The sequence below is a fragment of the Rodentibacter genomosp. 1 genome (assembly GCF_001999285.1).
Taxonomy (GTDB): Bacteria; Pseudomonadota; Gammaproteobacteria; order Enterobacterales; family Pasteurellaceae; genus Rodentibacter.
In genome coordinates, this window is sequence record NZ_MLHN01000011.1 from 33,308 (window position 1) to 47,194 (window position 13,887).

The following is a 13,887-nucleotide window of genomic DNA, read 5'->3' on the forward strand; positions in this document are numbered from 1 at the left end:
CGGTCATTTTTAACCGCACTTTTTGTATTTGGAATTTATTGTCTTGCGACAACCTTGCCATCAGCATAATCCACAGTCACCACACTGCTTGGCAGTAATTGACCGGAAAGGATTTGTTGTGCCAATGGATTTTCGATCTCTTGCTGAATCGCACGTTTTAACGGGCGTGCGCCATAAACCGGGTCATAGCCTACTTCACCAATGAAATCAATGAGTCCTTCGCTGAATACAATTTCATAACCACGGCTTTCCATACGTTTTGCCAGACGTTCTAATTGAATGCTTGCAATGGCACGGATATTTTCTTTCGCCAACAGGTGGAACACCACGGTTTCATCAATACGGTTGATAAATTCCGGACGGAAATGTTGCCCCACCACCGACATCACCCTATTTTTCATTTCCTCATAGCCTTCGCCTTGATGTTCCTGAATTAAATGGGAACCCAAGTTTGAGGTCATAATCACCACCGTATTACGAAAATCGACGGTTCTGCCTTGTCCATCGGTTAAACGCCCGTCATCCAACACTTGTAACAAAATATTGAAGACATCAGCGTGCGCTTTCTCGACTTCATCAAGTAAAATCACAGAATAGGGACGACGACGTACTGCTTCGGTTAAATAACCGCCTTCTTCATAACCCACATAACCCGGAGGGGCACCAACTAAACGGGAAACACTGTGTTTTTCCATAAACTCCGACATATCAATACGCACCATGGCATCATCACTGTCAAAGAGGAATTTTGCCAAAGTTTTACACAATTCCGTTTTCCCTACACCGGTCGGCCCTAAGAATAAGAAAGAACCAATCGGGCGGTTTGGATCCGACAATCCGGCACGACTACGGCGAATCGCATTGGCTACGGCATCCACCGCTTCGTTCTGACCAATCACACGTTTGTGCAATTCTTCTTCCATTCGCAACAGTTTTTCTTTTTCCCCTTCCATCATTTTGGACACTGGAATCCCTGTGGCTTTGGAAAGCACTTCCGCAATTTCTTCATCGGTCACACGATAACGTAATAAGCTCATTTCTTTGCCTTCGCTCGTTTCAGCCTGAGCAAGCTGTTTTTCCAATTCAGGAATGCGACCGTATTGTAGTTCCGACATTTTGTTTAAATCACCGGCACGGCGTGCTTGCTCCATTTCGGTTTTCGCCGCATCCAGTGCTTGTTTAATATGCTGTGAACCCGAAAGAGCGGCTTTTTCAGATTTCCATACTTCCTCTAATTCCTCATATTCACGTTCTTTATCGGCAAGTTCTTTTTCTAAGGTTTCCAAACGTTTACGGCTCGCCTCATCTTCTTCTTTTTTCAGTGCTTGTTGCTCCAATTTTAATTGGATAATGCGACGTTCAAGACGATCAAGCGGTTCTGGTTTGGAATCAATTTCCATACGAATACTGGATGCCGCCTCGTCAATTAAATCAATGGCTTTATCCGGCAATTGGCGATCGGAAATATAACGATGTGAAAGGGTCGCCGCCGCCACAATAGCCGGGTCGGTAATATCCACATGGTGGTGAATCTCATAGCGTTCTTTTAAACCACGTAAAATCGCAATGGTGTCTTCCACGCTTGGCTCATCCACAAACACTTTTTGGAAACGACGCTCCAATGCCGCATCTTTTTCAATATATTGACGATATTCATCCAGGGTTGTCGCCCCTACACAGTGCAATTCCCCCCGTGCCAAACTCGGTTTTAACAAGTTACCGGCATCCATGGCACCATCGGTTTTACCGGCACCTACCATAGTATGAATTTCATCAATAAACAGAATGACCCGACCTTCTTCTTTTGCCAATTCATTCAATACCGCTTTCAAGCGTTCCTCAAATTCACCACGATATTTTGCGCCCGCAATCAACGCGCCCATATCTAAAGAAAGAACACGTTTATTTTTCAATCCTTCCGGCACTTCCCCATTGACAATACGCTGTGCCAAGCCTTCTACAATGGCTGTTTTTCCCACACCCGGTTCACCAATTAAAACCGGGTTATTTTTCGTGCGGCGTTGTAAAACTTGAATGGTTCGACGGATTTCTTCATTACGTCCGATCACCGGATCAAGTTTGCCGCTTTCTGCCCGTTTGGTTAAATCAATGGTATATTTTTCAAGAGCTTGTCTGCTTTCTTCTGCATTCTGATCGTTCACGCTTTGTCCTCCACGAATTTGTTGAATCGCTTGTGCAATTTGTTCTTTTTTCGCCCCGCACTTGGTTAAAATGTCTTTTAATGAACCGCGTTCTTCCAGTGCAGCAAGCAAAAACAATTCGCTTGAAATAAATTTATCCTGTCTTTGTTGGGCGAGTTTATCGCATAAATTCAATAAGTTAAGTAATTGACGGGAAATTTGCACATCCCCCCCATTGCCGGAAACTTGCGGCAATTTATTGAGTTCGCTATTTAACTCATTACGCAATAAGGCAACATTTACCCCGCTTGCGGTTAAAATCGGGGCAACCGAGCCATCTTGTTGGTTTAAAAGTGCGGTCAATAAATGCACCGGTTCGATAAATTGATTATCTTTGCCAAGAGCAAGCGATTGTGCCTCACTCAAGGCTTGTTGAAATTTTGTGGTAAATTTTTCTATGTTCATTTTTTCTTTTCCCTCTTAACTTACATTCAATTTGGCTTTTGCCATTCACATCGAGTAAGTAAGATCATTTGGAATGATTTCAAGGGGAAAAACAAGATATTTTTGATTTTACCTATCAATTAAATTGAAATGATAGATTTATCCAACCAAAATATCAAAGAGAGGCACATCCCAATGTTCAATAGGCAATGTGTCAATTTGCTGACAAGTGTGAGCTAAACCAATAGGAAGAAAGGCTTTTTGTTGCCAATTTTGCAAGGTTCGATCATAAAAACCACCGCCCATTCCGAGACGATTACCTTGTTTATCAAATGCAACTAAGGGGGTAAAAAGCATATCCAACTCATTGAGCGGCAACACATTTTGAACATTCAATTTCGGCTCCCAAATGCCAAAATGATTTTGTACCATCGGGGTATCGGGCAAGTATTGTAAAAAAAGTAAGTGATTTTTTGCGAAGGGATGCAAAACGGGCAAAAACACGTTTTTATTTTCTTTCCAAAGCATTTTTATTAGGGCTTGGGTCGAAATTTCACCATCAAAAGAAAGATATAATGCAATATTTTTTGCTTGATGATATTCAATCAAATTAAGGGCCTGTTGCGTAATGGTTTGTTCTGCCTGCTGCTGTTGAAGTGCGGTTAAATTCGAACGAGTTTTTCGAATCTGACGACGAATTTGCTGACGTTGTTGCTGAATATTCATAGAAGAGAAAAAGGAAAGAACCCAGAGTGCCGTTGCGGGTAGTAGTCCTTGAACCCGATGGTTCAAGGAAATCGATAAGGCCATTTTTAGGTTTCTTAATTCCTTTATGATTCAGATGAAAAATAAAGGCAAAGCCTACACACCAATGACGGGAAACCGATTTATAAGATTTTAAGTATCGGCTCAGGGACATAACCCACTGACGAGCACTCCAGGAAATTCTTATGCGGCTATACTAGCGGAAAGCACCATTTTTTGCCAGTCTTAATTTTTTAAAATTGTGATATTGTTCACAAATTATTCTCTTGTTGAGCGAATACTCCCCAAAGAATGATCTAACTGTTGAATCCGCGTTTTCAGTACATCTTCAATTTGTGCATTTTTATTCTTTTCCTGCGTAAGCTCAAAACTTAAATTTAATGCAACAATAGACAATACGCGATCAAGTTGAATCAATCCTGTTTTTTCTTTCATTTCAGATACCAAGGCATCTAAATGGCGTGCGGCTTGGCGCAATGCCTCTTCTTGATCTTGAGGCACATTTAAACGTAATACTTGCCCTAATACGACAATTTCAACCAGTTTTAATGACATGGTATTCCCTTCAAGTGATATTTTTGAGTGCGAAATATTATGCCATAGGCAAACTTTCCCGTCATATATTTTGCTCATCATCACTAATCCTATCCGTTCGCGCCCTTTCAAGATTTACGCTATAATGCGCTCACTTTAATTATATTAAACGAGATTTTTATGGCACAAATCGCAGCAAACCCACTGGTCTTAGTGGACGGTTCTTCTTATTTATATCGCGCGTTTCACGCATTCCCCCCATTAACCAATTCTGCCGGTGAACCAACCGGTGCGATGTACGGTGTGTTAAATATGCTGAAAAGCCTGATATCTCAGGTGCAACCAAGCCACATAGCGGTGGTGTTTGATGCCAAAGGGAAAACCTTCCGTGATGAATTGTTTGAACAGTATAAATCCCACCGCCCACCTATGCCGGACGATCTCAGAAAACAAATTCAACCGCTCCACGATATGATTCGTGCCCTTGGTATTCCGCTTTTAGTGGTAGAAGGCGTAGAGGCAGATGATGTGATCGGCACCCTCGCCGTACAAGCCTCCCGTGCGGGAAAAAATGTGCTGATTAGTACGGGGGATAAAGATATGGCACAGTTGGTTGATGAGAATATTATGCTCATCAATACCATGAACAATAGCTTATTAGATCGCGAAGGTGTCATTGAAAAATACGGTATTCCGCCGGAACTCATTATTGATTATCTGGCACTGATGGGCGATAGTTCGGATAACATTCCCGGTGTAGCCGGTGTAGGTGAGAAAACTGCGCTTGGGCTGTTACAAAGGATTGGTAGTATGACCGATATTTATGCCAATCTCGACAAAGTCGCCGAATTACCGATTCGTGGGGCGAAAAAACTCGGCGAGAAATTATTGGCTGAAAAGCAAAATGCAGATTTGTCTTACACCCTTGCGACCATTAAAACCGATGTCGCATTAAGTATCACACCTGATGAATTATTGCTTGGGGAAAGCGATAATGACCGATTAATTGAATATTTTGGCCGTTATGAATTTAAACGCTGGCTGAGTGAAGTGATGAACGGTTCGGATTCTATCACACAGGTTAACGACCAAGCAGTTAAGATCAACCCATATCAAGCTACACCAACGGTTTCTGCTGAAAGTTCGGTTGAAAATCAGCCCAAATTTCAAATTGATCGCAGCCAATATGAAACCCTTCTGACGGAAGCCGATTTAAGCCGTTGGATTGATAAATTATCAAAGGCTGATTTATTCGCCCTAGACACGGAAACCGACAGTCTCAATTATATGGCGGCGAATCTCGTCGGGCTTTCTTTTGCCCTAGAAAATGGCGAAGCCGCTTACCTTCCGTTGCAATTAGATTATCTTGGTGCGCCAAAAACTCTTGAAAAAACAACCGCACTTTCTGCCCTCAAACCCATTCTTGAAAATGCCGACATAAAAAAAGTGGGACAAAATATCAAATACGATCTGACTATCTTGGCACGTAACGGCATTGAGGTGCAGGGTGTGGCATTTGATACCATGTTGGAATCCTATGTGTTAGATAGCACCGGTCGCCACAATATGGATGATCTTGCCAAACGCTATTTAGGGCATCAAACCATTCGTTTTGAAGACATTGCGGGCAAAGGTAAAAATCAACTGACTTTCAATCAAATCCCCTTAGAAAAAGCCGCCGAATACGCTGCCGAGGATGCTGATATCACCATGAAACTCCACCAAGTTTTATGGGAAAAATTACAAGCTGAACCGAGCCTAACCACACTTCTTGAGAATATTGAATTGCCATTACTCAGTGTCCTTTCCCACATGGAACGAACCGGTGTGTTAATTGACAGTGATGCATTATTTGTACAATCTAACGAAATCTCCGCAAGATTGACCGCACTTGAAACGCAAGCCTATGAACTCGCCGGACAAACCTTCAATCTCGCCTCCACCAAACAATTACAAGAGATTTTGTTTGATAAGTTGGGCTTACCCGTTTTACAAAAAACGCCGAAAGGTGCCCCATCCACAAATGAGGAAGTGTTGGAAGAATTGGCTTACAGTCATGAATTACCAAAAGTCTTAGTAGAACACAGAGGGCTGAGTAAACTCAAATCCACCTATACGGATAAATTGCCGCAAATGGTGGAGCCTAACACAGGGCGTGTCCATACCTCCTACCATCAAGCCGTGACTGCCACAGGGCGTTTATCCTCCAGCGATCCGAATTTACAAAATATCCCGATCCGCAATGAAGAAGGTCGCCGCATTCGTCAGGCTTTTATTGCGCGTGAAGGTTATTCTGTGGTGGCGGCCGACTATTCTCAAATCGAGTTACGCATTATGGCGCATTTATCACAGGATCAAGGGTTGATTAACGCCTTTGCCCAAGGCAAAGATATTCACCGATCCACCGCTGCGGAAATCTTCGGTGTGCCATTGGATGAGGTCACAAGTGAACAACGCCGCAATGCGAAAGCCATTAACTTTGGTCTGATTTATGGTATGTCTGCCTTTGGGCTTTCCCGTCAGCTTGGTATTCCACGTGCTGATGCACAAAAATATATGGATTTATATTTCCAACGTTATCCAGCAGTACAAACCTTTATGCAGGATATCCGAGAAAAAGCCAAAGCACAGGGCTATGTGGAAACCCTATTCGGTCGCCGTTTATATTTGCCGGATATTCACTCTAGCAACGCTATGCGTCGCAAAGGGGCAGAACGGGTTGCCATCAACGCTCCAATGCAAGGTACGGCGGCAGATATTATTAAACGTGCAATGATTAAACTCGATGAACTTGTTCGCCATGATCCTGATATTGATATGATTATGCAGGTCCACGATGAATTAGTGTTTGAAGTGCTGTCGGAAAAAGTGGAATTTTTTAGTGAACTCATCAAACAAAATATGGAAACTGCTGCTGAACTTGTCGTACCTCTGATTGTAGATGTCGGCCTCGGGAAAAATTGGGATGAAGCCCATTAATGTTCAATAAAGGCATAAATTATTCATAACTTAATTTTAAAAAAGATGATGAACCAAGAAAGATTACAGCAAATTGAAAAGCCACTACTTTATATCGTCAAACGTGATGTTGTGCCAGCATTGGGCTGTACCGAACCGATTTCTCTCGCCCTGGCTTGTGCAACAGCGGCAAAATACTTAGGTAAAACGCCTAGCAAAATTGAGGCTAAAGTTTCCGCCAATTTGATGAAAAACGGTTTAGGTGTCGCCGTACCGGGAACAGGTATGGTGGGCTTGCCCATTGCGGCGGCAATCGGTGCCTTGGGCGGTGATCCTGAAGGTGGGTTGGAAGTGTTAAAACAGATCACCGCACAACAGGTTTCAGCTGCAAAAGCCATGCTTGATCAAAAACGGGTGAGTGTCGATATTCACCCAACGGATCATATCCTCTACTCCGAAGCCGTGCTTTTCGCAGATAAGGATTGGGTCAAAGTCGCTATTCAAGATCAACATACCAATGTGATTTTGATTGAAAAAAATGGCGAGATCCTCTTTGAAAAAACCGAAAATGAATGTGCCGATACTGATCCTTATGAAATTTTCAAACAGGTCACCGCTCGTGAAATTTTTGAATTCTCCTGCGAGGTTGCCTTAGATAAAATTCGCTTTATCGGACAAGCCGCCGAACTCAATCGAGCCCTTTCCAATGAAGGCTTACGGGAGAATTACGGCTTACATATTGGGCGAACCTTGCGTAAACAAGTAGGGAGCGGTTTAATTTCAGACGATTTACTCAGCAAAATTATGATCGAAACCACAGCGGCTTCCGATGCCAGAATGGGCGGTGCTACCTTGCCAGCCATGAGTAATTCCGGCTCCGGAAATCAAGGTATTGCGGCGACTATGCCCGTTGTGGTGGTGGCCGATTATTTGAATGCCGATGAAGAAAAACGCCTCCGAGCCTTATTTTTATCACATTTAATGGCGATTTATATTCACAGTAAACTGCCGAAATTATCCGCACTTTGTGCCGTCACCACCGCCTCTATGGGAAGCTGTGCTGGCATTGCTTATTTATTAACGGGGAAATTTGAAACTGCCAGCATGGGCATTTGCAGTATGATCGGCGATATCAGCGGCATTATTTGTGATGGTGCAGCAAACAGTTGTGCAATGAAAGTCTCCACCAGTGTGGCATCAGGTTATAAATCCGTACTTATGGCAATGGATGAAACTCACGTTACCGGCAATGAAGGCATCGTTGAACACGATCTGGATCGCACTATCGACAACCTCTGCGCCATCGCTTCAAAAAGTATGCAACATATCGATCGCCAAGTCATTGAGATTATGGTGAACAAACCTTGTCCTTAGTTTTTTTGTTTATTTGTAGGGACACACTGAGTGTGTCTGATGATAATATATTGAAATAATTTTATTTCGGACACACGCAGTGTGTCCCTACATATCGTTGAAATTTCTATTTTTGTGTATTTGCTACATAATACTGGATTTTTCGACCGCACTTTTATTCCCAAATTACATATCAATTAACTAAAAGTTCTTGGCATATTCTCGTTGAATTTATTAAAAATAACTCATTCTTTTTCTAGATTATCTTAGGGGGGGCTATGCTTTTGACTGGGTTATTCTGTGGTATTTTGCTTGGGTTTGTGATGCAACGGGGGCGATTTTGTATTACCGGCGCATTCCGTGATTTATATGTGACAAAAAGCAATAAAATGTTTGTTGCTTTGTTGATTGCTATCACCGTGCAATCTATCGGTTTTTTTATTTTAAAAGAAGTCGGCTGTCTGAATATTGAGCCTGCCAAAAATTTTGAATTTGTTGCCGTTATAGTGGGCTCTTTTGTATTTGGTATCGGTATTATTTATGCCGGTGGCTGCGCAACAGGGACTTGGTATCGTGCGGCAGAAGGTTTAATTGGTAGCTGGGTGGCGTTGTTCATGTATATGCTGTTTAGTGCGATGATGCGTACAGGTCCACTTGGTGAATTCAACCAAACATTACGCAGTGTAAAAATAGACGAACGCAGTATTTATGAAAGTGTTGGAATATCTGCATGGTGGCTGGTAGCACTACTAACCCTTGTCACTGGCTATTATGCGTATAAACACCTTGCAAAACCACAGGTGAAAATCGCCACACTAAAACCGAAGAAAACCGGCATTGCCCATATTTTATTTGAAAAACGTTGGCATACCTTTGTTTCCGCCATATTAATCGGTTTGATTGCATTTGCAGCTTGGCCGTTAAGTGTGGCAACCGGACGAATTGGCGGTTTAGGTATCACCACGCCATCGGCAAACATTATACAATATCTCATCACCAATGAGACAAAATTCATCAATTGGGGCGTATTCTTGGTATTAGGGATCTTTATCGGTTCATTCATTGCCGCAAAAGGCAGCAACGAATTTCGTCTCCGCCTACCGGATACTCAAACCATGATACGTAGTGCGTTCGGTGGTTCGTTAATGGGTATAGGTGCGAGCTTAGCCGGTGGTTGCTCAATAGGCAATGCCCTTGTCGCCACTGCTTATTTTTCATGGCAAGGTTGGGTATCCCTTCCATTAATAGTACTTGGCACTTGGTTTGCCGCTTACTTCACCATCATCCGTCCACAACGATTAAAAACTGCAAACGCTTAAATTAGGAGAAAAAAATGATTGTCAAATTACCAACACTGGGTTTAGTTTGTCCCTTCCCCTTAGTGGAAGCAAAAGCCGAAATGGCAAAACTCAATAAAGGCGATGGGCTTGAAATTGAATTCGATTGTACTCAAGCCACAGAAGCAATCCCAGCTTGGGCAGCAGAGGAAGGTTATGAAGTGACGAATTTTGAACAAATCGGCGATGCAAAGTGGACAATTACTGTCTTGAAATAACACGATGAAGTGCGGTTAAAAAACAAGGAAATTTTTCAGTATTATGTAGCAATTGCATAAATCTGTTTTTTTGGTGGTTTGTAGGGACACACTGCGTGTGTCCGTTATAAAATCAAAATGATTTCAATATGTTAAAATCCGGACACACGCAGTGTATCCCTACATATCGTTGAAATGTCTATTTTTGTGCATTTACTACATAATAATACCGAAATTTTTAACCGCACTTTAAGTAAAAAAACTAGACTAATGAAACAGGGACTTTCACCACAAGTTTTTTAATTTTTTCCGGTTTTCCATTCACCACACAACATGGCTTGTGCGGTTCGTAGGGGTAGAATACGGCAAACATTTTAGGCGTTAATGTGACGGTAAATTTATTCTCAATATCCGCTGTCAGTTGATAGTCATCGGCTTCATTATAATCTTCATATTGAGTTAAATCCGGATAGGTGACGCCGACTTCAATGTTTTCCGTTCCTTGGATTAATACTTGTATATCTAGATAGTCATGGTGCAATTCCGCTTTTTTGCTGCTTGATTCGGCAGTTTCCGGTTCCATCACGTTCATATAAATTTGATCGTTAATATCGTGGCGACCTGTTTCTAATGCCTTGAGATCTAGTGTATTAAGATAGTCGCATACTTCTGCGATCACCTTCGGTAAGCCCACTTTAAAATTCGGGTTGATTAAGCTGCTAATAATCATCTTCGCTCCTCATGAATGAATAAAAGTTGAGCTATCATAACAAGTTGATGATATGAAATAAAGTTACCAATCACATTAAAACATCTGTATAATGCCTAAGCTTTATTTTCTGTATTAGCGTGCGGCTAACAAAAGACATTTTTCTGATATATGTATTCCTACATTTCTTTGAAATTTCTTTTGCTAGTCGCAATCTGGAAAATAAAGCGTTGTTTTTAATATCAAAATTAAAGGAAAACATTGTGAATCCAATTGTTAAACAATTTAAATATGGTCAGCACACCGTCACATTAGAAACCGGTGCGATTGCCCGTCAAGCTACTGCCGCCGTCATGGCAAGTATGGATGACACCAGCGTGTTTGTTACCGTTGTAGCCAAAAAAGATGTAAAAGAAGGTCAAGATTTCTTCCCATTAACCGTTAATTATCAAGAACGTACTTATGCTGCCGGTCGTATTCCTGGTGGTTTTTTCAAACGTGAAGGCCGCCCCTCCGAAGGCGAAACCCTCATTGCCCGCTTAATCGACCGTCCTATCCGTCCATTATTCCCGGAAGGTTTCTTCAATGAAATTCAAGTGGTGGCGACCGTTGTTTCTGTCAATCCACAAATTAGCCCGGATTTAGTGGCGATGATTGGTGCTTCTGCGGCTTTATCGCTATCGGGCGTCCCTTTTAACGGTCCTATCGGTGCGGCACGTGTTGGTTTTATCAATAATCAATTCGTGTTAAACCCAACTATGGCTGAACAAAAACAAAGCCGTTTGGATCTTGTTGTAGCTGGAACGGATAAAGCCGTATTAATGGTGGAATCTGAAGCGGATATTTTAACAGAAGAACAAATGTTATCTGCAGTGGTATTCGGTCATCAACAACAACAAGTTGTGATTGAAGCGATTAAAGAATTTACCGCAGAAGCCGGTAAACCTCGTTGGGATTGGGTTGCACCTGAACCAAATACCGATTTAATCAATAAAGTAAAAGCTATCGCAGAAGCGCGTTTGGGTGATGCCTATCGTATTACAGAAAAACAAACCCGCTATGAGCAAATTGATGCGATTAAGGCTGATGTTATCGCACAAATTACGGCAGAAAACGAGGAAATCAGTGAAGGTAAAATCGTTGATATTTTCACCGCCCTTGAAAGCCAAATCGTCCGTGGTCGTATCATTGCCGGCGAGCCACGCATTGATGGCCGTACCGTAGATACCGTACGTGCTTTAGATATTTGCACCGGTGTGTTACCTCGCACTCATGGTTCAGCAATTTTCACCCGTGGTGAAACTCAAGCCTTAGCCGTGGCGACGTTAGGTACTGAGCGTGATGCCCAAATTATTGATGAATTGACCGGTGAGCGTTCCGATCATTTCTTATTCCACTATAACTTCCCTCCGTACTCTGTCGGTGAAACCGGTATGATCGGCTCACCAAAACGTCGTGAAATCGGTCATGGTCGTTTAGCAAAACGTGGTGTAGCAGCCGTGATGCCAAGCCTTGCTGAGTTCCCTTATGTAGTACGTGTGGTATCTGAAATCACTGAATCTAACGGTTCTTCCTCTATGGCTTCCGTATGTGGTGCGTCTCTTGCCCTAATGGATGCCGGTGTACCAATTAAAGCGGCAGTAGCCGGTATTGCAATGGGGCTCGTGAAAGAAGAAGAAAAATTCGTTGTTCTTTCCGATATTCTAGGTGATGAAGATCATCTTGGCGATATGGACTTTAAAGTGGCCGGTACCCGTGAGGGTGTCACCGCACTTCAAATGGACATTAAAATTGAAGGAATTACCCCTGAAATTATGCAAATCGCTTTAAATCAAGCGAAAAGCGCACGTATGCACATTCTTGGCGTCATGGAACAAGCCATTCCAGCACCTCGTTCTGATATTTCTGACTATGCACCACGTATTCATACGATGAAAATCGATCCGAAAAAAATCAAAGATGTGATTGGTAAAGGTGGAGCAACTATCCGTGCATTAACCGAAGAAACCGGTACTTCAATTGATATTGACGATGATGGTACGGTAAAAATTGCCGCAGTCGATAATAATGCGGCAAAAAATGTGATGGCTCGCATTGAAGAAATTGTGGCGGAAGTCGAAGCAGGTGCAATTTATAAAGGCAAAGTGACACGCTTAGCAGATTTTGGTGCATTCGTCGCTATCGTAGGCAATAAAGAAGGATTAGTTCACATTTCACAAATTGCGGAAGAGCGTGTGGAAAAAGTGAGTGATTATCTTCAAATAGGCCAAGAAGTCGATGTGAAAGTCGTCGAAATCGATCGTCAAGGTCGTATTCGCCTGACAATGAAAGAACTTACACCAAAACAAGATGCTGAAAACATTCAAGAAGAATCTACTGAAGAGTTAGAATAATCTTGATAACTTAATCAAAACTTGGTGGTGTAACACCATCAAGTTTTGTTATTTTTTAATTAGTCACACAAAAGAAAGCAAATGCAGTATTTTCGGTTATTTCACCGTTGTCTAGCCTATTTATTTAGCTTATGTGCAATATTGTTTCTTACCGGTTGTATTCAATCCAATGGTACTTTTGTGTCTAAAAATTTTGTAGTACTTGCTGAACAAAATCCTAATGTTCACTTTGAACAAGAAGTGATGATTGTACGAATCAGTCAAGTATTGCTTGTTGGAAAAATGAGTAACGAAGAACGGGCGTCATTACATTTTGAACGTGGTGTTCTATATGATTCCCTCGGTTTATGGGGACTCGCACGTTATGATTTTATCCAAGCTCTAGCACTACAGCCTAAAATGGCTTCGGTATATAACTATCTAGGGCTTTACTTATTGCTTGAGGAAGATTACGACGGGGCATTGGAAAGTTTCAATGCTGTGTTTGAATTAGATCCAGGCTATGACTACACCCACCTTAATCGTGGTTTAAATTTTTATTATGTAGGACGCTATAATCTTGCCGAGCAAGATTTCTTACAGTTCTACCAAGCCGATATAAAAGATCCTTATCGTGTCTTATGGCTGTATTTGAATGAACAAAAATTAAAACCACAAGATGCCCATAAAAACCTTGTTGAACGAGCAAAAGGGCTATCAAAGGACTTCTGGGGTACAAATATCGTTCAATACTACTTAGGGCACATTTCTTTGGAAGAATTACAGCAGCGTGCCGGCGAATTTGCTGAAAATGCACAACAATATGCTGAAATTCTTACGGAAACCTATTTTTATCTAGCAAAACAAAAACTCAATGTAGGGCTGGTTGATGAAGCGGCGGCTTTATTTAAACTGGCTATGGCGAATCAGGTTTATAACTTTGTTGAGTATCGTTTTGCCTCTTTTGAGCTAATGAAACTAAAACCTGCTCAAACAGAACAGGAAAAAGAAGTAAAAAGTGCGGTAACAAAAACTGGAAATTTTTAGACCGCACTTTATTCAAAAGTTAAACCGAAA

The 13,887-nt window shown here is 41.9% G+C and carries 10 protein-coding genes and 1 other RNA gene; 6 read left to right on the forward strand and 5 right to left on the reverse strand.

The genetic code is table 11. The annotated features are described in order from the left end of the window. Window positions 1–35: 35 nt before the first annotated feature. From clpB to BKK54_RS07165, 4 genes are all read right to left on the reverse strand, one after another. Window positions 36–2,606: an ATP-dependent chaperone ClpB gene (gene clpB, locus BKK54_RS07150; protein ID WP_077542429.1), complete on the reverse strand. Its 2,571-nt coding sequence runs from the start codon at window positions 2,604–2,606 to the stop codon at window positions 36–38. A 138-nt stretch (window positions 2,607–2,744) separates the two neighbouring features. Beyond that, window positions 2,745–3,311 (reverse strand): 5-formyltetrahydrofolate cyclo-ligase, encoded by a 567-nt coding sequence (locus tag BKK54_RS07155; protein ID WP_077542592.1) that lies wholly within the window; start codon window positions 3,309–3,311, stop codon window positions 2,745–2,747. A 14-nt stretch (window positions 3,312–3,325) separates the two neighbouring features. Beyond that, window positions 3,326–3,532, reverse strand: a non-coding RNA gene (gene ssrS / locus BKK54_RS07160) — 6S RNA. 76 nt (window positions 3,533–3,608) lie between these two features. Beyond that, window positions 3,609–3,905 carry a cell division protein ZapA gene (locus BKK54_RS07165; protein WP_077542430.1) on the reverse strand — a complete coding sequence of 99 codons (297 nt, stop codon included), beginning with the start codon at window positions 3,903–3,905 and terminating at the stop codon, window positions 3,609–3,611. 159 nt (window positions 3,906–4,064) lie between these two features. On the opposite strand from BKK54_RS07165, the gene polA reads away from it, so the two are divergent. The 4 genes from polA to BKK54_RS07185 all read left to right on the forward strand — a co-directional run bounded on the left by polA (window position 4,065) and on the right by BKK54_RS07185 (window position 9,750). Beyond that, the gene (gene polA / locus BKK54_RS07170) at window positions 4,065–6,863 is read left to right on the forward strand and encodes a DNA polymerase I (RefSeq protein ID WP_077542431.1); all 2,799 of its coding nucleotides are present in this window, start codon (window positions 4,065–4,067) and stop codon (window positions 6,861–6,863) included. A gap of 48 nt (window positions 6,864–6,911) precedes the next feature. Next, window positions 6,912–8,216: a serine dehydratase subunit alpha family protein gene (locus BKK54_RS07175; RefSeq protein ID WP_077542432.1), complete on the forward strand. Its 1,305-nt coding sequence runs from the start codon at window positions 6,912–6,914 to the stop codon at window positions 8,214–8,216. Between the two features lie 257 nt (window positions 8,217–8,473). Continuing rightward, window positions 8,474–9,514 carry a YeeE/YedE family protein gene (locus tag BKK54_RS07180; RefSeq protein WP_077542433.1) on the forward strand — a complete coding sequence of 347 codons (1,041 nt, stop codon included), beginning with the start codon at window positions 8,474–8,476 and terminating at the stop codon, window positions 9,512–9,514. A gap of 14 nt (window positions 9,515–9,528) precedes the next feature. Next, the gene (locus BKK54_RS07185; RefSeq protein ID WP_077414580.1) at window positions 9,529–9,750 is read left to right on the forward strand and encodes a sulfurtransferase TusA family protein; all 222 of its coding nucleotides are present in this window, start codon (window positions 9,529–9,531) and stop codon (window positions 9,748–9,750) included. 241 nt (window positions 9,751–9,991) lie between these two features. Here the strand turns inward: BKK54_RS07185 and nanQ are convergent, their stop codons facing one another. Then, window positions 9,992–10,459, reverse strand: a complete 468-nt coding sequence (gene nanQ, locus BKK54_RS07190) for an N-acetylneuraminate anomerase (protein WP_077542434.1) — start codon at window positions 10,457–10,459, stop codon at window positions 9,992–9,994. A gap of 242 nt (window positions 10,460–10,701) precedes the next feature. Here nanQ and pnp point away from each other — a divergent pair, with 242 nt between their 5' ends. Continuing rightward, window positions 10,702–12,831: a polyribonucleotide nucleotidyltransferase gene (gene pnp, locus BKK54_RS07195; protein ID WP_077542435.1), complete on the forward strand. Its 2,130-nt coding sequence runs from the start codon at window positions 10,702–10,704 to the stop codon at window positions 12,829–12,831. Between the two features lie 81 nt (window positions 12,832–12,912). Beyond that, a complete protein-coding gene (gene nlpI, locus BKK54_RS07200) occupies window positions 12,913–13,857 on the forward strand; it encodes a lipoprotein NlpI (RefSeq protein WP_077542436.1) in 945 nt (314 codons plus the stop codon). The last annotated feature ends 30 nt before the right edge of the window (window positions 13,858–13,887 follow it).

Bases quoted from the DNA above. Each gene is read 5' to 3' on its own strand.
- BKK54_RS07175 (WP_077542432.1), top strand. From the start codon at position 6,912: ATGAACCAAGAAAGATTACAGCAAATTGAAAAGCCACTACTTTATATC.
- BKK54_RS07185 (WP_077414580.1), top strand. From the start codon at position 9,529: ATGATTGTCAAATTACCAACACTGGGTTTAGTTTGTCCCTTCCCCTTA.
- clpB (WP_077542429.1), bottom strand. From the start codon at position 2,606: ATGAACATAGAAAAATTTACCACAAAATTTCAACAAGCCTTGAGTGAG.
- BKK54_RS07180 (WP_077542433.1), top strand. From the start codon at position 8,474: ATGCTTTTGACTGGGTTATTCTGTGGTATTTTGCTTGGGTTTGTGATG.
- BKK54_RS07155 (WP_077542592.1), bottom strand. From the start codon at position 3,311: ATGAATATTCAGCAACAACGTCAGCAAATTCGTCGTCAGATTCGAAAA.
- polA (WP_077542431.1), top strand. From the start codon at position 4,065: ATGGCACAAATCGCAGCAAACCCACTGGTCTTAGTGGACGGTTCTTCT.
- BKK54_RS07165 (WP_077542430.1), bottom strand. From the start codon at position 3,905: ATGTCATTAAAACTGGTTGAAATTGTCGTATTAGGGCAAGTATTACGT.
- nanQ (WP_077542434.1), bottom strand. From the start codon at position 10,459: ATGATTATTAGCAGCTTAATCAACCCGAATTTTAAAGTGGGCTTACCG.
- nlpI (WP_077542436.1), top strand. From the start codon at position 12,913: ATGCAGTATTTTCGGTTATTTCACCGTTGTCTAGCCTATTTATTTAGC.